The 21436-nt window shown below is 59.7% G+C and carries 19 protein-coding genes; 11 read left to right on the plus strand and 8 right to left on the minus strand.

All coding sequences use genetic code 11. The features are described 5' to 3' along the window. Window positions 1-420: 420 nt before the first annotated feature. The 4 genes from BVU99_RS06565 to BVU99_RS06580 all read right to left on the minus strand — a co-directional run bounded on the left by BVU99_RS06565 (window position 421) and on the right by BVU99_RS06580 (window position 7059). On the minus strand, window positions 421-1710 hold the full coding sequence (locus BVU99_RS06565; RefSeq protein WP_099817407.1) for an alginate export family protein: 1290 nt from the start codon (window positions 1708-1710) through the stop codon (window positions 421-423). A 41-nt stretch (window positions 1711-1751) separates the two neighbouring features. Continuing rightward, window positions 1752-2549, minus strand: coding sequence for a glyoxalase (locus BVU99_RS06570; protein ID WP_197835815.1), 798 nt, complete (start codon window positions 2547-2549; stop codon window positions 1752-1754). Window positions 2550-3179: 630 nt separating this feature from the next. Further along, a complete protein-coding gene (gene katG, locus BVU99_RS06575) occupies window positions 3180-5375 on the minus strand; it encodes a catalase/peroxidase HPI (RefSeq protein ID WP_049203308.1) in 2196 nt (731 codons plus the stop codon). Window positions 5376-5634: 259 nt separating this feature from the next. Further along, window positions 5635-7059 carry a coniferyl aldehyde dehydrogenase gene (locus tag BVU99_RS06580; protein ID WP_244590494.1) on the minus strand — a complete coding sequence of 475 codons (1425 nt, stop codon included), beginning with the start codon at window positions 7057-7059 and terminating at the stop codon, window positions 5635-5637. Window positions 7060-7263: 204 nt separating this feature from the next. On the opposite strand from BVU99_RS06580, the gene BVU99_RS06585 reads away from it, so the two are divergent. Both BVU99_RS06585 and BVU99_RS06590 read left to right on the plus strand, forming a co-directional pair. Then, the gene (locus tag BVU99_RS06585; RefSeq protein WP_025303474.1) at window positions 7264-8094 is read left to right on the plus strand and encodes an alpha/beta hydrolase; all 831 of its coding nucleotides are present in this window, start codon (window positions 7264-7266) and stop codon (window positions 8092-8094) included. 67 nt (window positions 8095-8161) lie between these two features. Continuing rightward, window positions 8162-9106, plus strand: a complete 945-nt coding sequence (locus BVU99_RS06590) for an NAD-dependent epimerase/dehydratase family protein (protein WP_099817409.1) — start codon at window positions 8162-8164, stop codon at window positions 9104-9106. Between the two features lie 120 nt (window positions 9107-9226). Here BVU99_RS06590 and BVU99_RS06595 read toward each other — a convergent pair whose 3' ends face one another. After that, on the minus strand, window positions 9227-10279 hold the full coding sequence (locus BVU99_RS06595; protein WP_099817410.1) for a porin: 1053 nt from the start codon (window positions 10277-10279) through the stop codon (window positions 9227-9229). A gap of 54 nt (window positions 10280-10333) precedes the next feature. Next, window positions 10334-11176 (minus strand): N-acetylmuramoyl-L-alanine amidase AmiA, encoded by an 843-nt coding sequence (gene amiA / locus BVU99_RS06600; protein ID WP_099817411.1) that lies wholly within the window; start codon window positions 11174-11176, stop codon window positions 10334-10336. 334 nt (window positions 11177-11510) lie between these two features. On the opposite strand from amiA, the gene BVU99_RS06605 reads away from it, so the two are divergent. The 7 genes from BVU99_RS06605 (at window position 11511) to BVU99_RS06635 (ending at window position 17929) form a co-directional block, all read left to right on the plus strand. Beyond that, entirely contained in the window at window positions 11511-12881 is a 1371-nt protein-coding gene (locus tag BVU99_RS06605) for an MFS transporter (protein WP_099817412.1), read from the plus strand. Between the two features lie 16 nt (window positions 12882-12897). Beyond that, entirely contained in the window at window positions 12898-13296 is a 399-nt protein-coding gene (locus tag BVU99_RS06610) for a hypothetical protein (RefSeq protein WP_025303469.1), read from the plus strand. Window positions 13297-13342: 46 nt separating this feature from the next. Next, window positions 13343-14419, plus strand: a complete 1077-nt coding sequence (locus BVU99_RS06615) for an ABC transporter substrate-binding protein (protein WP_025303468.1) — start codon at window positions 13343-13345, stop codon at window positions 14417-14419. 42 nt (window positions 14420-14461) lie between these two features. Next, window positions 14462-15472, plus strand: coding sequence for an iron ABC transporter permease (locus tag BVU99_RS06620; protein WP_043143129.1), 1011 nt, complete (start codon window positions 14462-14464; stop codon window positions 15470-15472). Further along, on the plus strand, window positions 15459-16226 hold the full coding sequence (locus BVU99_RS06625; RefSeq protein WP_043143131.1) for an ABC transporter ATP-binding protein: 768 nt from the start codon (window positions 15459-15461) through the stop codon (window positions 16224-16226). The genes BVU99_RS06620 and BVU99_RS06625 overlap by 14 nt, the downstream gene beginning before the upstream one ends. 102 nt (window positions 16227-16328) lie before the next feature. Next, window positions 16329-17204: a glyoxalase III HchA gene (gene hchA, locus BVU99_RS06630; protein WP_016927070.1), complete on the plus strand. Its 876-nt coding sequence runs from the start codon at window positions 16329-16331 to the stop codon at window positions 17202-17204. Then, entirely contained in the window at window positions 17201-17929 is a 729-nt protein-coding gene (locus BVU99_RS06635; protein ID WP_099817413.1) for a PA1136 family autoinducer-binding transcriptional regulator, read from the plus strand. The genes hchA and BVU99_RS06635 overlap by 4 nt, the downstream gene beginning before the upstream one ends. Here the strand turns inward: BVU99_RS06635 and BVU99_RS06640 are convergent. Continuing rightward, window positions 17926-18816 (minus strand): LysR substrate-binding domain-containing protein, encoded by an 891-nt coding sequence (locus BVU99_RS06640; protein ID WP_099817414.1) that lies wholly within the window; start codon window positions 18814-18816, stop codon window positions 17926-17928. The two genes, BVU99_RS06635 and BVU99_RS06640, sit on opposite strands and share 4 nt — an antisense overlap. A gap of 129 nt (window positions 18817-18945) precedes the next feature. On the opposite strand from BVU99_RS06640, the gene BVU99_RS06645 reads away from it, so the two are divergent. Beyond that, window positions 18946-19518: a hypothetical protein gene (locus BVU99_RS06645; RefSeq protein ID WP_099817415.1), complete on the plus strand. Its 573-nt coding sequence runs from the start codon at window positions 18946-18948 to the stop codon at window positions 19516-19518. Window positions 19519-19715: 197 nt separating this feature from the next. Next, window positions 19716-20360 (plus strand): leucine efflux protein LeuE, encoded by a 645-nt coding sequence (gene leuE / locus BVU99_RS06650; protein WP_016927074.1) that lies wholly within the window; start codon window positions 19716-19718, stop codon window positions 20358-20360. A gap of 150 nt (window positions 20361-20510) precedes the next feature. Here leuE and BVU99_RS06655 read toward each other — a convergent pair whose 3' ends face one another. Then, entirely contained in the window at window positions 20511-21395 is an 885-nt protein-coding gene (locus tag BVU99_RS06655) for a LysR family transcriptional regulator (RefSeq protein ID WP_016927075.1), read from the minus strand. Between the last annotated feature and the right edge of the window lie 41 nt (window positions 21396-21436).

Here is a 21436-nt window from a genome sequence, read left to right on the forward strand (position 1 = left end):
TGTGATATCATTGGCTTGCCTCCTTGGTCCGGCTTGAATATTGCGTTCAAGCGGAATATATCCTTATCATTAATCACGGTGAGGAATTAATTGTGCACTGTGATTGAGTTAAAGCAGTATAAACACAATTATTTTATTAATGAGTTATTCTTATATGAATCTTTTACATAAGATATGCGTAAAAGGTGTGCTTAAATAACCAGGTGGAATTAAATGTTTATTTAATATTACACTGTAATTGGCTAGCGGAGTTTACGTGATTGATTTATCTTTTTGCTTTTATTTAGCTTTTATCTGTGAATGGCGGCGAGTAGCCGCCATTGCCGCAATGCATATGGGCGGCTACTCGCCGGCGCTCGTCATTAATTGAGTACGGGATTATTAAGGGCGTCCGCGTACACCGATTAACTTACCTGATACTTAAAAACTGTAGGTGCCCTGCGCCAGCACGAAGTTCATGTTTTTCAGCCCGGCATGTTGCTGCAGGCTGTTGCTGACGTCGAAGTAGACATAGGCCACCTTGAACTGAAGATCGCTGCGCGGTGTCCAGGTCGTTTCAACCTGATACTGGTTGCCGATAAAGCGCGAGCCCTGCGCGCTGCCCTTCACCGGGCGCATTGGCCCGAGGTAGAAGGCATCCTCGCGGCGTTGCCGCCACAACGCGTCCCAGCTGAAGTCGATGGCCAGGGTTTGCCACGGCGTAATCGTGACCGAAGGGTGGATGGCGATCAGGTTAGCCGGCGCCACCAGTCCGTTCTCGGTCAGGTAGGGCAGCTTGGGGTACATGGCGTTAAAGGTGTTGAGCTGCCCATCATGTCCGTTTTTATCGCCGCTGGCGATGCCAATCTTGCCGCCAAAGCGCGGCTGCCAGCGCCAGTCGTTGACCGTATAGCCGGCGTGCGCCGACGCCGACCAGGCGCGGATGTCGCGCTGTTCTGCGTTGCCGAACTGCCAGGCGGCCTCGTTGTCCCAGTCGAACCCCTGCGCCGTGCCGAAAATGCGTGCGCCGACGGTATAGCGCCGCTCTTGCCCGCTGAGCTGCGCGTAGTGGACGTCGTTATCCTCAAAGCCGAAGGTGTAGAGATCGAGCGAGGAGGCCAGCGCTGCCAGCGGCGTGGTGCCGTACAGCCCCCAGACCTTTTGGCTGTTGTCAGTATCGTCGTCGAAACTGCCGGTTTTGAGGGTGACGGGATGGCCGATAAAGGCGTCGAGGCGGTTTTTATCCTTGGCCCAGCTGGCGCGGATAGCATCGAAGGAACGGCGCACGTTGGGGCCGTCGCGGGTGCCCAGCAGGTGCAGCGAGCCCAGCGCAATCTCCTGGCGGCCGGCCCGCAGGGTGCCGAGGCCGTAGGCGGTGGGCAGTTTTAAGTCCACATAGCCCTGGCCGAGATAAGCATGATCTTCGTCGGTCGGCTTGCGCCCGCGATCGCGCGGGGTGGCCAGCGACGATCCCACCTGCACATAGGCGCCGACATAGTCGCCGTAGTCGAGGCGCGCGCCAACCAGCAAGCGCTGCATGAAAGTGTCGTCGCGTCCGCCGCTCAGATCCCGTTGATCCGTCCATTCATAGCGCTCGCGCAATGAACCGTCGAAAGATAAGGTGGCCGCATCGCCCAACGGGATGTTTTTCCAGGGGGAAGCGGCGGGCTCCGCCGCCAGCGCGGGGAGCGTGGAGAACAGCAACAGTGCGGGTAGCGTGCGTTTCATCATGAATATCCGAAGAAAAAAGCGCGCCGCAGCGCGCCTTGGGTTTATTTAGCCGTCTGGTGAATTTCGGCGATATAGCCGCCGGGGAAACGCACCAGCGCCGAGGCGCGGCGTTCCGCCGCCGTCGAATGCCACAGCACCTGCGCGCCGCTGGCCGTCGCTTTGGCCAGCGTGGCCGACAGATCGTCGACGCCATAGCCGGTGCGCTCATGGCCGAACGGATAAGGCAGATGTCCGTCGGTGACGAAAATGCGCGTTTTGCCGAAGCGGGAGTCCAGTTCGATCTGGCGGATCTTGCCGTTGCCGTTACGGCCGATCGCCGTGTCGCTGACCTGTTCGTCGCTCACGACCTTGCCGTGTGAGAACGCCTGGTAGCTTTTCAGGAAATCGTCGACGCGGTAGGCGGAGAGATACAGGCGGTTTTCCGGCACGCTCAGCAGCGGCTTGTAGTCAGGCGCCTTGGTGTGCCAATAGAGCTGCATGTTGACGCCGCCGGGCCACTGGATCACCGCGTCGCGGCCGATCGGATCGTCGAAAGGCGCAACCTGCACATCGGCGCCGGCGGCCCTGGCCTGCCGGATGGCGGCGTCCATATCCCTGACCAGAAAACCGTTGCGCTCGGCGCCGAACGGGTACGGGATCGGCGTTTTGAAATCGAACACCGAGAAGCTGCCGGCCGGCGTCAGTATCAGCTGGGAGTAGGTTTCGCTCGGGGTGGGCGTGACGTTGACCAGCACGCGTTTGGTACTGGTGCCGCCGAAGGTTTTCAGGATGCTGTCGACAAAGGCGTCCATCTTGCCGCGTTCGACGTAGACATGGGTGGTGTCATATTGCGGCCCCACGGCAAGAGGCGCCGTATCGGCCGCCCATGATACGGTAGGGAGCAGTAGCGCAAGGGCCGATATCCTCAGCCGACGAGAAGAAATGCCGATAATATGTTGCATGATGACCTCCAGGTAGCGGTTATTTTCCTGAGTGAAGCGTAATTCCCTATGAGCTTTCCCGTCGGCTGAAAAATAAAAACGAAAAACGCAATGTGCGTCGTGAAACATTAAATAAGGGCGATGTTCTGGCGCCTAAGCGAATATCGCGCAGGTGCAAAATATCTCTTTTTATGGGCGTGGAACGGTGGGGCGCCTTTGCCGGCTCAGCCCGCTATCGCTAAGGAATGGCGGTGGTCATGAGGCCCGCTTCGCCGCGTGTTGAGGTGAATCGAGGATAATCCATAACGGTGTTCTCCTAGATGGGATATATCGCATGAGCCAGCTGAGTTTACGGTCTTCATTGCCGTCTAAATATAAATACAGCATTAAAAGAATTGCCGCCCATCAAATTTTTATATGACTTGTTGAGTAAATACGAATAAGCGGGAAAATGAAATATAACGACGGGCGTTGCGGCTGGCGTTGAGTGGAGGCGGTGTTGATCTCGGGAGAAAAAACGGCCTGCCAAAGCAGGCCGTTGGGGGGGCGTTACGCCAGATCGAAACGATCGAGGTTCATCACTTTGTTCCAGGCGGCGACGAAGTCGTGGGCGAACTTCTCCTGCGCGTCGGCGCTGCCGTAGACTTCGGCCAGCGCCCGCAGCTGCGCGTGCGAACCGAACACCAGATCGACGCGGGTGCCGGTCCACTTGACCGCGCCGCTGCGGCGATCGCGGCCTTCGAACAGGCCGTCTTCACCGATCGGGTGCCAGGTGGTGCCCATGTCGAGCAGGTTGACGAAGAAGTCGTTGGTCAGCGCCTGCGGCCGCTGGGTGAACACGCCGTGCTGCGTGCCGCCAACGTTGGCGCCGAGCACGCGCAGCCCGCCGACCAGCACCGTCATTTCCGGCGCGGTCAGGGTCAGCAGCTGCGCCTTGTCGACCAGCAGCGTTTCGGCCGGCACGCGGTATTTACCCTTCAGGAAGTTGCGGAATCCGTCGGCGAGCGGCTCCATCGCCTCGAAGGAGTCCACGTCGGTCTGTTCCTGCGAGGCGTCCATGCGGCCCGGGGCGAACGGCACCGTCAGGGTGAAACCGGCGTTCTTCGCCGCCTGTTCCACGCCCGCCGCGCCGGCCAGCACGATCAGATCCGCCAGCGAGACGCGCTTGCCGCCGGTCTGCGCGTCGTTGAAGGCGCGTTGGATGCTCTCCAGCTTGGCCAGCGTCGCGGCGAGTTGCGCAGGTTGGTTGACCGCCCAGTCCTTTTGCGGCGCCAGGCGAATGCGCGCGCCGTTGGCGCCGCCGCGTTTGTCGGAACCGCGGAAGCTGGAAGCGGAAGCCCAGGCGGTGGAGACCAGCACCGACACCGGCAGGCCGGAAGCCAGCACGGCGTTTTTCAGCGCGGCGATGTCCTGCTCGTCGATCAGCGGATGATCGACCGCCGGGATCGGATCCTGCCAAATCAGCTCTTCCTGCGGCACTTCCGGGCCGAGGTAGCGCGCGCGCGGCCCCATATCGCGGTGGGTCAGCTTGAACCAGGCGCGGGCGAAGGCGTCGGCCAACTCTTCCGGATGCTCATAGAAACGGCGCGAAATCTTCTCGTAGGCCGGATCGAAGCGCAGCGACAGGTCGGTGGTCAGCATGGTCGGGCGGCGTTTCTTGTTCGGATCGAAGGCGTCGGGAATGGTTTCGCCGATGTCTTTCGCCACCCACTGGTGCGCGCCGGCCGGGCTTTGGGTCAGCTCCCATTCGTATTCGAACAGGTGGCGGAAGAAGTCGTGGTTCCACTGGGTCGGGGTGGTGGTCCAGGTGACTTCCAGGCCGCTGGTGATGGCGTCTTTGCCAACGCCGGTGCCGAAGGTGCTGTGCCAGCCGAGGCCCTGCGACTCCAGCCCGGCGGCCTCCGGATCGGCGCCGACGTTAGACGCCGGGCCGGCGCCGTGGGTCTTGCCGAAGGTGTGGCCGCCGGCGATCAGCGCCACGGTTTCTTCGTCGTTCATCGCCATGCGGGCGAAGGTTTCACGGATGTCGCGTGCGGCGGCCACCGGATCGGGATTGCCGTCCGGGCCTTCCGGGTTGACGTAGATCAGGCCCATCTGCACTGCCGCCAGCGGGTCCTCCAGATCGCGGTCGCCCGAGTAACGGCTGTTTGGCCCGCCGCTCAGCTCCAGCCAGATCTTCTCAGAACCCCAGTAGACGTCGTCCGGCTCCCAGGTGTCGGCGCGGCCGCCGGCGTAGCCGAAGGTTTTGAAGCCCATCGATTCCAGCGCCACGTTGCCGGTCAAGATAATCAGGTCGGCCCAGGAGAGGTTGCGGCCGTATTTCTGTTTGATTGGCCACAGCAGGCGACGCGCCTTGTCGAGGCTGACGTTGTCCGGCCAGCTGTTGAGCGGGGCGAAGCGCTGCTGGCCTTCGCCCGCGCCGCCGCGGCCGTCGCCGATGCGGTAGGTGCCGGCGCTGTGCCAGGCCATGCGGATGAACAGGCCGCCGTAGTGGCCGAAGTCTGCCGGCCACCATTCCTGCGAGTCGGTCATCAGGGCGTGCAGATCCTGTTTGACCGCCGCCAGATCGAGACTGTTGAAGGCATCGGCGTAGTTGAAGTCTTTATCCATCGGATCGGACAGGGGGGAATGTTGGTGCAGCGGTTTCAGGCTGAGCTGATTAGGCCACCAATCCTGATTGGTGGGGCCGTTCTGCGGTGCGGGCTGCTTGCCGCCCGAAAACGGGCATTTGCTTTCAGTTGTCATAATGCGCTCTCTGCTTCCATAAAGGTGCTCCAGCCGCCGGGCGTGGAGCGGTTAACAAGGCATGCGGGTAAGGCTTGCGTCGGGTGTTGCGCTAAATAACTGAACTCAATGGATTCGCATCGCCCCGGCCGCTAACGGGCAAAAGGCGACTCATGGCTAAGCTTAGTCAGCGGTGGCGGAGAGATAAAATAGGAATGAGTGAATATTGTGATAGCTTGCGGCGATTTATGGGTGTGCTATTGATAGTCAACACGCCGTGTTATCGGCGCCGCAGCATAACCTTGAGCACCGCGTCCGCCAGCTTGCCGAACGGCGCGCGCAGGAGGTCGGTAAAACGCCAGCGGCTCTGGATAAAGACGCCTTTGGCGTGGCTCAGCGCCCGAAATCCTTCGATGCCGTGACAGGCCCCCATGCCGCTGGGGCCGATGCCGCCGAACGGCAGATCGTCCTGGGCGAAATGCAGTAGGGTGGCGTTAACGCTGACGTTGCCGGAGGTGGTGCGCGCCAGCAGCCGGTCCCGATCCTCGCCCGGCGGACCGAAGTAGTAGAGCGCAAGCGGGCGCGGCCCGGCGTTGATAACGTCGATCGTTTCATCAAAGGCGGCGTAGGTGCACACCGGCAGCAGCGGCCCGAAGATCTCCTCTTGCATGATCCGGCTGTCGTCGGGGGCGCCGACGATAAGCGTAGGGGCCAGCGTGTTCGGCCGTTCAGACGCCGAGTCCGGGCGGTGGCCGACCGGATGGATTTGCGCGCCGCGCTCCTGTGCGTCGGCAAGCAGCGCTTGCAAGCGGTGGTAGTGCCTGTCGTTGATGATGGCGCCGTAGTCGTCGCCGGTTGGCCCGTCGGGATAAAAGCTTTTAACCGCCGCGTCATAGAGCGCCATGAAGCTTGCCAGATCGTCCTGATGAACCAGCAGGTAATCGGGCGCGATACAGGTTTGGCCCGCGTTTGACAGCTTGCCGAACGCCACGCTCTTGACGTTTCTGGCATTAACCGCGCCGCGCGCCATGACGGCGGGGCTTTTGCCGCCCAGTTCAAGCGTTAACGGCACCAGATGTTTGCCGGCCGCCAGCATGACCTGACGGCCGATCGCCGTGCTGCCGGTGAACACCAGATGGTCGAACGCCAGCTCGCTGAATCTGGCCCCGACGTCCGGCCCGCCGGTCACGACGGCGACCTCATCGACAGGAAACAGCGCCGCCAGCATCGTTTCGATGAGGCGGCTGGTATGTGGCGTGAGCTCCGAAGGTTTCAGCATCACGCGGTTGCCGGCGGCCAGCGCGGTGGCCAGCGGGATGAAGGTCAACGAGAAGGGATAGTTCCACGGCGCCATGATGCCAATCACGCCCTTGGGCTGATATTGCACATAGGCGCGTGCGGCCTGATACGGCAGGGCGACGTGGCGGCGCTCCGGCTTCATGAAGCGTTTCAGGTTGCGCAGCAGGTAATCGATCGCCTGAACGGTAACCAGAATCTCCAGAATGTCGGTTTCGTAAGGCGAACGGTGGCCGAAGTCCGCGCTGACGGCCGCCGCCAGCGCGGCGCGCTGGGCCAGAATGGCGCTTCGCAGGCGGCGCAGGGCGGCCTTGCGCTGTTGCATCGTCGGCGCGCCGTCGCGCAGGAAGGCGTGGCGCTGGGCGGCAAGCCACGGCTCCATCGTCGTGGCGGTGTCATCTCCTTGCACTTGAATACTCCTGATGCCGATCGCGTTACTGAGGGAAATACCGCTTGCCGGGCCACTATTGACCTTAAAGTGAACTTTAAACCTATACTCGTTAAACGATCAACGCAAGATCGTCGGCCAACCGGGATGAGGGAGCCAGAGATCCCGGCGCCGCGCGCAGTATAAACCTTCTTTTTTAACCATAGTGTAAATGGGAGAAACGACATGGGTTATGTAACGACCAGCGATGGCGTCGAGATTTTCTACAAGGATTGGGGCCCAAAAAACGGCAAGGTTATCTACTTCCACCACGGTTGGCCGCTGTCCAGCGATGACTGGGATGCCCAGATGCTGTTCTTCGTGAACAAAGGGTTCCGCGTGGTTGCGCACGATCGCCGCGGCCACGGCCGCTCCAGCCAGGTGTGGGAAGGGCACGACATGGATCATTACGCCGATGACGTCGCCGCGGTGGTAAAACACCTGGGCGTGCAGGGCGCCATGCACGTAGGCCACTCGACCGGCGGTGGCGAGGTGGTGCGCTATATCGTGCGCCACGGCGAGGACAAGGTGTCCAAAGCGGTGCTGATCAGCGCGGTGCCGCCGCTGATGGTGAAAACCGACGCCAATCCGCAGGGCACCCCAAAATCGGTATTCGATGATTTCCAGGCGCAGCTGGCCGCCAACCGGGCGCAGTTCTATTACGACGTGCCCGCAGGCCCGTTCTATGGCTATAACCGCCCGGGTGCCAAACCGTCGGAGGCGATTATCTGGAACTGGTGGCGGCAGGGCATGATGGGGGGCGCCAAGGCGCACTATGACGGCATCGTCGCCTTCTCGCAGACCGATTTCACCGAAGATCTCAAGAAGATTGCCATTCCGGTGCTGGTGATCCACGGCGATGACGACCAGGTGGTGCCTTATCAGGATTCCGGCGTGCTGTCGGCCAAGCTGGTGCAAAACGGCACGCTCCATACCTATAAGGGCGCGCCGCACGGCATCCCGACCACCCATGCCGATCAGGTCAACGCCGATCTGCTGGCGTTCGTGAACAGTTAAGCGCGAACAAGCACTTTTGCTCCGCCCTGAGTGGGCGGAGCTTTTTTCATTACGATGAGGAACGGAAATGCAAACGATCCTGGGCGCCAGTGGCCAGATCGCCCAAGAGCTGGCGCGTGAACTGAAGCGCGCGTACACCGATGATTTAAGATTGGTCAGCCGCAACCCGAAGAAGGTCAACGACAGCGATACGCTGGTCGCGGCCGACCTGCTCGATGCACAGCAGACCCTGGCGGCGGTGAAGGGCAGCGACGTGGTGTATTTCGCCGCCGGCCTGCCGCCGGATTCGGCGCTGTGGGAGCGGCAATTTCCGACCATGCTGCAGAATGCGTTGGACGCCAGCCGTACCGCGGGCGTGCCCTTTGTTTATTTCGACAATACCTATATGTATCCGCAGAACGGCGAACTGCAGACGGAATCGACGCCGTTCGCGCCTCGGGGGCGCAAGGGACGGGTGCGCGCTCTGATGACCGAGAAGGTGCTCGACGAGATGGAGCGCAAGCAGATCCCCGTGCTGATCGGCCGTGCTCCTGAGTTTTATGGGCCGGGAAAAACGCAGAGCTTCACCAATGCGTTGATCGTCGACAGGCTGAAAGCGGGGGAAAAACCGCGCGTGCCGGTTCGCGACGACAGGCTGCGCACGCTGATCTGGACGCCCGACGCCAGCCGTGGGTTAGCCCGGCTCGGCAATACGCCCGACGCGTTCGGCCAGACGTGGCATCTCCCGTGCTGCGACGAACGGCTCACCTATGCGCAGTTCGCCGCCTTGGCCTGCGAGGTGTTTGGGAAGGACATTTCATATTCCGTCATCGGCAAATGGGCGTTGATCGCCGCAGGGCTGGTTTCGTCCGGGGCGCGTGAGATGCGCGAGCTGCTGCCGCGCTACGAGCACGACAACCTGTTCGACTCGAGCAAGTTCAAGCAGCGCTTTCCCGACTTCGCCGTCACGACGTATCGCGCCGGGCTGGAAACGATTTGGCGGGAGTGGAAGAACGCGCAAGCGCGGCGTTAAGATACTCACCGCGCCAGGGCTAGCCATAGCGCGCTACGCTGGGCTGCTGGCCCACTCGAGCCATTAAGCGAGCCTCGCCCCTCACCGGGCGGGGCTTTTTATTGGCTGCGCGAAAGCGGATCACCAGTGATAGCTGATGCCCATATCGAGCTTGTCCGACGCATCGACGCCGGCCGCGTGCTGCGAAAGGTTATTGAATTCATAGTTAATAAACACCTGCATGTTGCTATTGAGCAACCAAGTCACCCCCAACTCTTCGTAGTTCAATAAGTCGGTGTTGCGGCCTGCCCGGGCCTGTATTAAACGGGTATAGCCGATGTTGGGCTGAATATGGTCCGTCAGCCGGTATTTGACGAGCGCTTCATAACTTGACGCCGAGCCGCGGTTAGCGGTTTGTTGTGGGCTGATGGCGTTGTCGCTTTGGGTGAATACGGCCGCAAGATAGATTTTTTTCGACGCATAGAGAACTCCTTCGGCCAGCGTATCGATGCGTCGGCGATAGCCGGCGGCGTGTTGCTGCCGCTGCGTGGTTTGAGACGCCGAGGCGGCGGCGATGAGGCTGAGCGTCGGCGTCAGCGCATAACGGAACGAAGCGCCGAAGCCGTTGCCGTTTTGTTTGCCCGGCGCTTGCCGATCGTCGCCGTCTTTGAACTGATATTGCAACGCGAGGGCGGCGCGCCGCTGAAACAGGCTGAAAATTTGGCGGTAGGTGAGCAGGTTATGCGCCCGGCCGCGCATAAAGTTATCGATGTAGTTGTACGCCATTTCCCTAAACAGCGGGGAGCGATCGGTCAGGGCGGTCACATCATAAAGCACGCCCCAGTTGCGGCCGATATCGAGGCTGCCCAGGGTGGCGTTTTGCACGCCGATATAGGCGAGCCGGGTGCTGTTGCGAGTCGCGTCGGCGAAGCTGACGGTATATTCCCAGTGGGCGTAGGCCTGCCAGCGCGGCGCGATCTTTTTTTTGCCTATCAGGCCGAAATAGAGGTAGCTGCGGTCGCCGTCGTCGCGTTCGTTTTGGCCGCTGTAGCGTCTGGCGATAATCGTGCCGTAGAAATTCAGGCTGTTTTGCTGCGATCCCGTCAACGACACGGCGAAGGCGCCACGCGGCAACAGGGCCAGCAGGGGGAACAGCATGCCCGCCGAAAAATAACGAGGATTGCGTTTTATCATGATGGCACCGTCCCTGTGCGCGGCAAGCCCGTGAGCTTGCCGCCCCGGCGAAGCTTAAGCGTGCGTTTCGCGTTTAAAGTAACTGACGATCCCCTGCGTGATGGCGGTGGCGATTTTATTTCGGAATGCAGGGGTGCCCAGCAGCCTTTCTTCCTCGGGGTTGGTGATGAACGAGGTTTCCACCAAGACGGAAGGAATATACGGGGACTTTAAGACCACGAAGGCCGCCTGTTCGGTATTTTTGGCATGCAAATGATGGATGGGCGCAATATGTTGGATCAGGTGCGAGCCCAGCGTCAGGCTTTCTTTGATCGTTTCCGTTTGTTCCAAATCAAACAGTATCTTCTGCAAATAGCGATCTTTCTTGATGACGTGGGGGCCGGCGAGATCGTCCGCCGCGTTTTCACTGTTCGACAAGTATTTCGCCATCGCGCTGCTGGCGCCTTTATTGGAAAGCGCAAAAACCGACGCGCCGCAGGCACTGGGGCAGGTAAAGCCGTCGGCGTGGATGGACATGAAAAGATCGGCGCCATGCCGGTGCGCGATCTCCACCCGATCGTACAGCGGAATAAAAACGTCGCTGTCGCGCGTCAGGCGGGCATCGATGCCGTGTCGATCAAGCTGTGCACGCACATTTCTGGCGATCGCCAGAACGACATGTTTTTCCAGCGAACCGGTGTGGCCAATGGCGCCGGAGTCGATGCCGCCATGACCGGGATCCAACATGACCAGGAATCTTTTTCGCGCCCCCTGAGGGCCGTTCTGCTTTTTGGGACGTGGCAGGCCGTGGGCGTGAGCCAGCGGGGAAACGGCGCCGTTCAGCGCCAGAGCCGCCAACCCTGCCAACATCATTCTGCGGCGAGATAACCGGGTGTTCAAAAGGTCCGTCTTAGCCATAAGGTTAACCAGCATAAAAGGAAAGGGTTATTTTGTTATAACATAACAATTTCACGCGCCGGCGGGGTTGTCTGTTAGCGGCTGTTACTTTTAATGTCATTCCTTAAATTCACTGGTTTTTTATACTGCATTTATTTTGTTTATTGAATGTTTGTATTGATATTAATTTGTTTTGCATTTGTTAATTCTTATTTTGACACACTATTTAATCTAATATTTCAAATGAGATTTATTCTCCTCTTTAATTGATATGTTATAACGTAAATATTAAAACGGATAAAAAGCTGGGTCTTTGCCGCCGGCATGAAGCTACTCACGTTTTTGGAGCGTTAACATGACTTTTAAACACCAGGAAAAAGAGACACTAAATATATTCGCCGTTCTCGCGGTCTCGTTAAGCACGGTCATCGCCATGCTCGACAGTACCATCGCCAACGTGGCATTGCCGGTGATCGCCAAAGATTTCGGCGTTTCCGAATCGGCCTCCATCATGATTATTAATGCCTACCAGTTTGCCGTTGTCGCCTCTTTGATGCCCTTCGCGGCGCTGGGCCGCGCGGTGGGCAATAAAAAGATCTTTATAGCCGGGGTGGTGCTGTTCGCTTTTTCATCCTTGGGCTGCGCGCTGTCCACGACGCTGTCGATGCTGACGGCATTCAGGGTGATACAGGGCTTCGGTGCGGCGGCGGTGCTCAGCGTCAATGCGGCGCTGATCAAGGAGATATACCCGGAAAGGCTGCTGGGGCGCGGCCTGGGGATCAATGTGATGGTGGTGTCGGTTTCCGCCGCCGCCGGGCCGTCCATCGCCTCGGCGATACTTTCTCAGACGAGCTGGAACTGGCTGTTTACCATCAATGTTCCCATCGCCTGCCTGTCGCTGCTGCTGAGCCTGATCTTCCTGGCCCCCCGCGAGCGGCGCAGTGGTGGATTCGACAGCGGCGGGGCTCTGTTGGTGTTTGTGCTGTTCATCGCTTTCTCGCTCAGCACGATGAGTATGACCACCCACCATCTGCCGGCGGCGGCGCTCAGCTTTGCGGTATTCGCCGGGCTGGCCGGGTGGCTGTACATCAATCAGAAAAGAAAGGCCAACGCCGCGCTGATCCCGATCGCGATGCTGCATAACCCGACGCTGTCATTGTCTTTGCTGATGTCGATGCTGTCTTACAGCACCCAGCTTTTGGCTTTTGTATCGCTGCCTTTCTATTTCCACAATGTCCTGCAAAGAAACGTGGTGGACATCGGTCTGCTGCTGACCGCCTGGCCGCTGGCCACCATGGCGTCTTCGCTGATTTCCGGTGATTTGGCCAAGAAATACGATCCCAATCTCGTTGCCCTCTCGGGCCTCGCCTGCTTGTTGGCCGGCATGCTGCTGATGGCCAATTTGCCCAGCGATCCGTCGAATGGGGCGATCGTATGGCGCGTGGCGCTGTGCGGCATCGGTTTCGGCCTGTTTCAATCACCGAACAACCTGCTGATCATGACCTCGGTCTCGCACGAAAACAGCAGCATCGCCAGCGGCTTGTTGGGCAGCTCCCGATTGATCGGGCAAATCGTCGGTTCGGCGTTAGTGGCGATTTTCTTCAATATGCGCGGCGCGCAAGCGACGAATATCAGTTTAATGGCGGGGGCGGCATTCTCGTTCCTTTCTCTGGTCGTGAGCTATATGCGCTTCAAGTCCGCCGTTACGTTAAAAACCAGCAGATAGAAGCACGAGGTTTCCCATGCGATTTATCCCATTAGTGCCGTTGGTTATCGGGATGGCGGCGTTTTCCCTTGCCGGCTGTACGACCTACCACGACGTGGCATTGCAACAAAAAGAGGCGGGGCTCAATAGCCCGTATTACCTGCTGCAGCCGCCGGTCTATGTCGGCGACCAGTTGAAATATGGCCTGAAGGACGGCAGCGGCGGCGAGCTGACGGTGGCGAAGGTGGAACCTAAAGACATCGTCGCCGACAGCGGAAAAATCATTCCCCTGGCAGAGCTTTCTTTCCTGCAACGCAAAGACCTTTCCACGGGAAAAACCGCCGCGTTGGTTGGCGGCGGCGCGGTAGCCACCACGGCAATCGTCTTTGTGGCCGGGATCACCATTATGGCAGCAGGCATCGCCGCGTCGGCCTAATACAGCCCATCGACGCGCGCCGCCGAGCGTGCGCGCAGGAGGCACCATGTGCGTAACAGTGAAATTTATCGCCACCGCGCTGCTGGCCCTATTTGCCTTGCCGACGGTGCCTTGCGCCGGCGCCAGTCTGCCGGCGGCGGCCGAGCCGTTGCAAAGCGCGGCGACGCAAACGCTGCCCGGCAGCTACCCGCGGATCGTCATCACCGGCAACTGCCCCTTCGGCGTGATCCTGGCGAACGAGGCGGCCTATCGGCACGTCGTCGGCGTGGGGCCCTGGGCGTTCATGCATGCCGATAGGCATGTGTTGAAGGACATGAAGCCGGATATCGGCAGGATCACGTCCGATTTCATCAATAAAGACTATCGGGTCAACATGGAGTCGTTAATGAATCTGCGGCCCGACATCATTTATTACTACGGCAAAAGCCAGGACGATCGGCTGGAAAGGGCGGGCGTGATGACCGTCGATCTGGACGCCGGCGGGAAGACCAAATACCAGCCGATGGTCACCCAGGTGTATTGGGAAAATACCTTCGCCGACACCCTCGGCCTGCCGCGCACGCATAAATTCAAAGACGCCTGGGAAAAGACCCTGAAGCAGATCCGCCCCTATGCCGCCGCCATCCGCGCGCAGCACGTCAGGGCGTTATATCTGGAAGAAAGCGACGGCAGGCAGCTGAAGGTGAGCGGCCCGCACACCTACGGCGACACCTATCTGAAAATGGCCGGCATGGACAACGTCGCCGGGGATTTGCCGGTGAAGGGGGATGCCGGCAGGTACATCAACGTTTCGATGGAGCAAATCATGGCCTGGGACCCGGATGTGATTTTCGTGGTGTTCGGCAGCGCCAAAGCGCTGCTGCACGGGGGGATCCCCGGCCAGGCGTGGGAGACGCTCAGGGCGGTGAAAAACGGCAAGGTTTTCTCGACGCCGGTGGGCATTCACAACTGGGGGGGCCTGTCGGCGGAAACGTCACTGCTGCCGCTGTTTATGATCAACCGGTATGCCCCTGAAGACATTAGCGACAAAACGCTGCGGGAGGAGACGCGTCGCTATTATCAGACGATGTTCTCTTATGCGATCCCGGACCGGTTGCTGGATGAGGTGCTGGCGCAACGCTAGTGCCACGGTTGAATAGCGTGAGTTCGTTGGAGGAGCTTGGGGATGCCGGGCAGAGGAAAATATGTGGCGATCATGGCGGGATTGTTTATTTCGCTCTGTGTGGTCGCCTTCGCATCGCTGTTTGCCGGCCGCTACGCCTTGTCGGCCCATGATGTGGTGCAGATTTTATGGCAGGGGAACATGCCGGGGGAAAACCAGGCCCGCTACTCGGTGATTTTTAACCTGCGCGCGCCGCGGGTGGTGGCGGTGATGCTGGTGGGCGGTGGGTTGGCGGTCGCCGGTGCGACCTTTCAGGCGGTGCTGAAAAACGCGCTGGCCAGCCCGGACGTGCTGGGCACCTCTTCCGCCTCCGCCTTTGGCGCTGCGCTGGGCATTTTGTTGAGTTTGCCTTTTGCCCTGAGTTCCCTGCTGTCGTTTCTTTTCGGCGTGGTGAGCTTGCTGCTGGTGCTGGGCATCTGCCGCCTCAAACGCCGGCAGGATGCACTCACCACGATTTTGTCCGGCATGATTATCGCGTCGCTGTTTATCGCGTTTGTCTCGGTCATAAAATATGTCGCCGATCCGCAGGATACCTTGCCGGCGATCGTCTTCTGGCTGATGGGCAGCTTCGCTTCGGTAGCGAAAGCGCAGGTTTATTGGCTGATCCCGCTGTTTGCGGCGTGTTACCTGACTATCTACCGGCTCAGGTGGAACATGAACATTCTCTCGCTGGGAGACGACGAGGCGCGCATCGCCGGCCTGAATCCGCCTCGGCTGAAGATCCTGCTGCTGATCGCCGCCTCCCTGCTGGTTTCCGCCTCGGTGAGCTTGGCCGGCGTGGTGGGGTGGGTCGGCTTGGTGATCCCGCATTTGGTGAGAAGCGTGTTGGGGTATAACCACGGCCGCCTGATCCCCGCTTCGGCGCTGAGCGGGGCGCTGTTTTTGCTGGTGATCGACAATATCGCCAGAGGGGCCACCTATGCTGAAATCCCGATCGGCATCCTGACCGCGCTGATCGGCGCGCCGCTTTTCGCTCTCCTTTTTATTACGAGCAGCAAACATGATCACAGTTAACCAGCTGACCCTGGGTTTCAAGGGGCGAGAACCCCTTCTCGACAACGTCAGTTTTCATCTGGCGCGGGGCGAGATCCTCAGCGTGCTCGGGCCGAACGGCGCCGGTAAAACCACGTTGCTGAGACACATCGCGGGCCTGTGCCGGCCCCTGTCTGGCGGGTGCAAGATCGGCCTGGTCGACAATCGGCCCGCCCGGTTGGCCTATGTGCCGCAGGCGAAAACGCCGCATTTCGCTTATGGGGTACTCGATTTTGTCACTTTCGGCTGTGCCCGCCAGGCGGGGTGGTTCGCCAGGCCGCGGCGGCAAGATGTCGCCAAGGCGCAGGCGGTGTTGCATGCGCTGGAGATCGCGCCGCTGGCGCAGAAAAATATCAACCAGATCAGCGGCGGGGAACTGCAGATGTGTTATTTCGCCAAGGCGCTGGCGGCGGATCCCGACGTCATGATCCTCGACGAACCGGAATCGAACCTGGATTTTTACAATCAGGCTAAAATGATCGAGATGCTCTGGCGCCTCGCCAAAGAGCGGCAGATGACGATCGTGCTGAATACGCATTTTCTGCATTATGCCGACCGCATCTCCGACAAGTGCCTGCTGATGAACCAGCGACAGTGCATGTTTGGCGATAAAAACGCCTTGCTGCAAGAGGATATCCTGGAGCGTTACTTCCAGGTACCGGTGAGAAAGTGCCGGTACGAATATGCCGGCGTCAGCGAAGAAACGTTCATTGTCGCGCTACCGCACCCCGCTTGAGCGCCGCCAGCGCGAGGGTGATTGAGGGATATCCCTCATTGCGGCCCCGCTGGCGGTTATTTAAGCTGAAAGAGAAATGCAACGGTGAATATGGAGATAATCATGACTGATTCAGTATCCAACGATCGTAATCCCACCCCGGATGTGGCGGAAGACAACGCGTTCTTCCCATCGCCTTACTCCCTCAGCCAGTACACCTCGTCCAAAACCGACTTCACGGGCGCCAGCTACCCGAACGCCTATCGCGGCGGCAAGTGGAAGGTGCTGATGATCGCCTCGCAGGAGCGCTACCTGCTGATGCAAAACGGCAAGTTCTTCTCTACCGGCAACCACCCGGTCGAGATGCTGTTGCCGATGTATCACCTGGATCTGGCCGGTTTCGAGATCGACATCGCCACGCCGTCCGGCGATCCGGTGAAGCTGGAGATGTGGGCGTTCCCGCATGAAGATGAAGCAGTCAAGGCCACCTACGAGAAGTACCGCAGCCAGCTCAAGCAGCCGAAAAAGTTGACGGAAGTGGTGAAGGATCTGGATGGCGGCAACTACCTCGGCGTTTTCATTCCCGGCGGCCACGGCGTGCTCAATGATATCCCGTTCAGCGAAGAGGTGAAAAAGACCCTGCACTGGGCGCATGACAACGATCGCTACGTGATTTCGCTGTGCCACGGGCCGGCCGGTTTGCTGGCGGCGGGCATCGGCGAGAACAAAGAGGATTTCCTGTATCGCGGCTATGAGATGTGCGTGTTCCCGGACTCGCTCGATACCGGCGCCAACATCGACATCGGCTATATTCCCGGTCCGATGCCCTGGCTGGTGGGCGAACGCCTGCGCGAGCGGGGCGTTAAGATCGTCAACGCCGACATCACCGGCAAGGTGCATAAAGATCGGCGCCTGCTGACCGGCGACAGCCCGCTGGCTTCCAACAACCTCGGCAAACTGGCGGCAGAGACGCTGCTGGCCGACGTCGCCACGCGATGAGCGACGAGATCGCGCAGCACGCTTTCCAGACGGCGCTGGCGATGGACCACGAGCGAACCCTGTCCGCCATTCAGGGGCGGGTTCGCGCCTTCGCCGCGCCGTTCGGCTTCGATCGCTTTGTGCTGTTTTCCGCTTCCGCCACGGCGGAGGCGGGGATCGAGCATATCTACTGGGTCGAGGGCGACTGGTTCGGCGACGGCGAGGCCGTCGATGCGTTGACCTACGTGCGGCACTGCCCGGTGACCCGGCACATGCTGCGGGCCAGCGAGCCGTTCTTCTGGACTAAAACCCGGGCGCAGCAGGGCGAGCGCTATCGGATTGTGCGCACGCCGCGCGGAGCCGGTCTGCACGGCGTGCAGATCCCGGTGTTCGGCCCCGCCGGCCTGGAGGGCGCCGTCAGCCTGGGGGGCGAGCGCATCGACACCTCGCCGCCGGTGCGGCTGGCGCTGTCGCTCGTGGGTTCGGCGGCCTTTCTGGCGGCGCGGCGGCTGTTCGAACCGGCAGCCGGTGAGGGGGGGAGCCGGCTGTCGGCGCGCGAGCGCGAGGTGCTTAGCTGGACCGCCATCGGCCGGCGGCAGGCGGATATCGCCGCGATGCTCGGCCTGTCTGAACGCACGGTGGAAAACCACCTGCGCCGCATTCGCCAACGCCTTGGCGCCACCACCACCGCGCAGGCGATCAGCGTGGCGATCCGCCTGGGGGAGATCGCCCCCGAGAGCCGTTAGCCTGCCGCCATTTGCCGCAGCAACCACTCGCGTAGCGCAATGATATCGGGGCGCTGCGCAGTTTCTTCGGTGGCCATCAGATAGTAGTTGGCGCCGGGTAACGCCATCTCGAACGGCGCGGCCAACACGCCGCGCTGCAACAAATCGCGTGCCAGCAGCCGGCTGGCGATCACCACCCCCTGGCCGGCCACCGCCGCCTGCAGCGCATGGGTTTCGTCGCTGAAGGTCAGCCCGGCTTCCACATTCAACCCTTCCGGCCCGTAGCGCCGCCGCCAGTTTTCCCAGGTCGGCGCGTCGGCGGGCACCTGCCGATGTTCCACGTGAAACAGCGTCACCCGCTGCAAATCTTCGATGCGCTCCAGCGCCAGCACCGGGCTGGCCACCACGATAAAACGATCCTCATGCAGCAAGGTGCAGTGCAGATCGCTTTCCGGTGTTTCGCGGTAGCGGATGGCGACGTCCACGGTGCGCTGGCTGAGATCGACCCGCTCGACGCTGGTGTGCAGGCGCAGATCGATGGCGGGAAACTCCGCCTTGAAATCGGCCAGGCGCGGCACCAGCCAGTGGGTGAGAAAATTGGAGGTGGTGGTGACGGTCAGCGCCGGTGGCTGCTGGGCGCGGGTGATTTGGGCGACGGACTGCTCCAGCGCGGCGAAGGCGCGCTGGGTGCCGGCATACAGGATCTCGCCGGTCTCGGTCAGGCTGACGCCCTGCGCGCTGCGCTCGCACACCCGGCATTCCAGCACCGACTCCAGCAGCTTGATCTGGTGGCTGACTGCCGTCGCGCTGACGCCCAGCGCTTCGGCGGCATGTTTAAAGCTGCGGCAGCCGGCCACGGCGTGGAAGGCGCGCAGCGCGCCCAGCGGCGGCAAACGGGTTTTTCTCATGGCTGAATTATTCTCATCCAAGGCTGAAAACTATGAGTTTGTCTGAGCGATTATACAAGAGATAGGCTACTGACATGTGAACAGGGAAATGAATTTATTTCATCATTTCCATCATGTCGGGAGTGAACGATGAGCCTTTATATCAACAACGGTGCCCTGGGCGCCATGGCACACACGGGAGCGGCGGCGAGCGCCCTGGCGCTCAGCGTGCCGGCCGCGGCAGGCGCCTTGCTGCTGAAGACCGAAAATCTGCTGGGCATCGGCGCGACCCTGATGCTGCTAACGGCATTGGCGCTGGCGTTTCTCGGCGGCGCCGCACTGGCCCGTCTACGGCCGCTGCGGAACCGGCCTGCGCTGGCGATTCTCCGCTACGGCTTTTTACTGGCAGCGGTGGGGTGGCTATTGACGCTGCTGATGCTGTTCGGCGGCCATGATTGGCCGGCCCTGCTGGCGGGCATCGTCCTCGGCGGTCTGGGGCAGGGCGTCGCCTACCGCACGGCAGTGGGGGAGAAAGCGGCGTTCGCCGTGGCGTGCAGGCTGACGACGGTGGTGACTATCGTGGCCGTAGTGATTGCCGCTTCGCTGGTGCAAACCTATGCCGCACCGGGGATAAAGGGAGCCTGTTTCGCGCTGGCGTTGCTGGTCGACCTGGCGTTGCTGGGGGCATTGATGGCGCGGGTTGCGGAGCAGGATGGGGCCTGAGACATTGCGGAGGGATAAAGGCCTGCCTGGGGGCGGGCCTTTTGGTGTTTGTGGAGATTGGTAGGGTTAGCAATCTGACGGCCGGCTTTGTACCAGGAGCAGACATTGATTGTGAATTGAAAGCCGTGGCGATGTGTTTCCATTAACGTAACTTTAGTTAGAATGGCCTCGTTGAAAACGAGAGAACTGGAGTGAAAATGTTTGCTGATTTTGGTGTCGTGAATTTCTGGACGTACCTGCTTGGTGCGACGCTGATAGTCCTTGTGCCAGGCCCTGAAACCCTGTTCGTGATTAAAACGAGCATTACCAGCGGCATCAAGCGAGGCTTTGCTGCAATATTTTCCATCCTCCTGAGCGACGTTATCCTGGTTCTTTTGGCCTGGTGCGGGCTGGCGGCAGTTATCAGCTCAACACCAGCCTTGTTTAACGCCATCAAATACGCAGGTGCTGCTTATCTGTTCTATCTCGGAGTCCAGACGATACGCGCTATCTTTAAGCCAGCGGTCGAAACGAGTGAGGAAAAGAAATCTTCAGCTGATGCTAAGGGGATCATCGGGCGCGGAATGCTGGTTACGCTATTGAATCCAAAGACGCTGCTGTTCTATATCTCTTTCTTCGCCCAGTTCATCAATGTTCAGGCTGAGCACTCCTGGATGGCGTTTATCATTCTTGCTGCAGTGATGTTCGCGATTACTCTCGTTTATTTCGGCTTCCTCGTTTTCTGCGGCTCTTATCTGCTCAGTCGTCTGAAAGGCAACCGTAGGTTATCTGCCACCGGAAACGCGCTGGTAGGTATGTTCTTCATTGGATTTGCAGCACGGCTTGCAAGCGCAACTTCCTAACTGGATAACTAAACCGCCGCGAGGCGGTTTTTTTACGTTCTTTCGCTGGATGGGACGTCCGCTCTTCGTATAGCAGCCCTTAGGATTGAAAGTGCAAAAATACGACCTAACACCATTCTGCACAGTGAAGGCTCGGTCATCGCTAAACGCTCAGATTTTCAATGTTTCAATGACCATTCGCAGAGCGGGGGATACATTGCGATGAGGGTAATAGAGAAACAACCCCTCCATTCGCAGGCTGTAACGCTGTAAAACTCTGATAAGCGCCCCGCGTTCCAGATCATCTGTGACCAGTTCGACAGGAACATAGGCCAGCCCCAAGCCCAGCCGGGCGGCTTCTGCTTCCATATAACTGTCAGATAAGGCCCATTGTCCTTCAGGCCGATGAGTGATTTTTTTATCATCCTGATTGAGTTCCCACTGGTACACGCTGCCGTCGGCAAACTGATAGGCGATACAGGGATGCGTTGTTAAATCCGCCGGGGTTTGCGGAAAACCGTAGCGACGAAAATGCTCAGGGGTACCCACAATGGCCATCTCCATATCGGGCGTAATGCGTACAGCAACCATGCCAGTGCTTACTTCGGGCCCCAGGCGAACGCCCGCATCGAATCTTTCTTCGATAATATCGACGAACCTGCTCTCGTTTATGAGTTCCAGCCTGATATCAGGATAGCGCTGTTTAAATATCGCAAGCTTTGGCAGCAGGCATTTATCAATCGCGTGCTGGCTGGCATTGATACGAACCGTGCCGGAAGGGGTCTCGCGATAATGTGCCAGCGCGGCAAGCCCTAGATCTAGCGTATCAAATCCAGATGCCGTCTTCTGGTAGAGCTGCTCGCCCGCTTGCGTCAGCGACAGTTTACGCGTGGTGCGCACCAGTAGCTGGACACCCAGCCTTTCCTCAAGCTCACGAACGGAACGGCTGACCCCTGATTGAGCAAGCCCCAGCCGTTGAGCCGCCGCGGTAAAACTGCCTTCCCGTACCACCTGCATAAATAGGTACAACTCGTTGTAGTTCTCCCTTTTCGCCATTGAATAATCCCTCCTGAACGACAGCAAACTCAGCATTAATT

Source organism: Serratia sp. OLAL2 (assembly GCF_002752475.1).
Classification (GTDB): domain Bacteria; phylum Pseudomonadota; class Gammaproteobacteria; order Enterobacterales; family Enterobacteriaceae; genus Serratia; species Serratia bockelmannii.

Bases quoted from the DNA above. Each gene is read 5' to 3' on its own strand.
- BVU99_RS06615 (WP_025303468.1), top strand. From the start codon at position 13,343: ATGTGCGTAACAGTGAAATTTATCGCCACCGCGCTGCTGGCCCTATTT.
- BVU99_RS06640 (WP_099817414.1), bottom strand. From the start codon at position 18,816: ATGAGAAAAACCCGTTTGCCGCCGCTGGGCGCGCTGCGCGCCTTCCAC.
- BVU99_RS06620 (WP_043143129.1), top strand. From the start codon at position 14,462: ATGCCGGGCAGAGGAAAATATGTGGCGATCATGGCGGGATTGTTTATT.
- BVU99_RS06635 (WP_099817413.1), top strand. From the start codon at position 17,201: ATGAGCGACGAGATCGCGCAGCACGCTTTCCAGACGGCGCTGGCGATG.
- BVU99_RS06565 (WP_099817407.1), bottom strand. From the start codon at position 1,710: ATGATGAAACGCACGCTACCCGCACTGTTGCTGTTCTCCACGCTCCCC.
- BVU99_RS06645 (WP_099817415.1), top strand. From the start codon at position 18,946: ATGAGCCTTTATATCAACAACGGTGCCCTGGGCGCCATGGCACACACG.
- BVU99_RS06590 (WP_099817409.1), top strand. From the start codon at position 8,162: ATGCAAACGATCCTGGGCGCCAGTGGCCAGATCGCCCAAGAGCTGGCG.
- BVU99_RS06595 (WP_099817410.1), bottom strand. From the start codon at position 10,279: ATGATAAAACGCAATCCTCGTTATTTTTCGGCGGGCATGCTGTTCCCC.
- BVU99_RS06655 (WP_016927075.1), bottom strand. From the start codon at position 21,395: ATGGCGAAAAGGGAGAACTACAACGAGTTGTACCTATTTATGCAGGTG.
- BVU99_RS06625 (WP_043143131.1), top strand. From the start codon at position 15,459: ATGATCACAGTTAACCAGCTGACCCTGGGTTTCAAGGGGCGAGAACCC.
- katG (WP_049203308.1), bottom strand. From the start codon at position 5,375: ATGACAACTGAAAGCAAATGCCCGTTTTCGGGCGGCAAGCAGCCCGCA.
- hchA (WP_016927070.1), top strand. From the start codon at position 16,329: ATGACTGATTCAGTATCCAACGATCGTAATCCCACCCCGGATGTGGCG.
- amiA (WP_099817411.1), bottom strand. From the start codon at position 11,176: ATGGCTAAGACGGACCTTTTGAACACCCGGTTATCTCGCCGCAGAATG.
- BVU99_RS06605 (WP_099817412.1), top strand. From the start codon at position 11,511: ATGACTTTTAAACACCAGGAAAAAGAGACACTAAATATATTCGCCGTT.
- BVU99_RS06585 (WP_025303474.1), top strand. From the start codon at position 7,264: ATGGGTTATGTAACGACCAGCGATGGCGTCGAGATTTTCTACAAGGAT.
- leuE (WP_016927074.1), top strand. From the start codon at position 19,716: ATGTTTGCTGATTTTGGTGTCGTGAATTTCTGGACGTACCTGCTTGGT.
- BVU99_RS06610 (WP_025303469.1), top strand. From the start codon at position 12,898: ATGCGATTTATCCCATTAGTGCCGTTGGTTATCGGGATGGCGGCGTTT.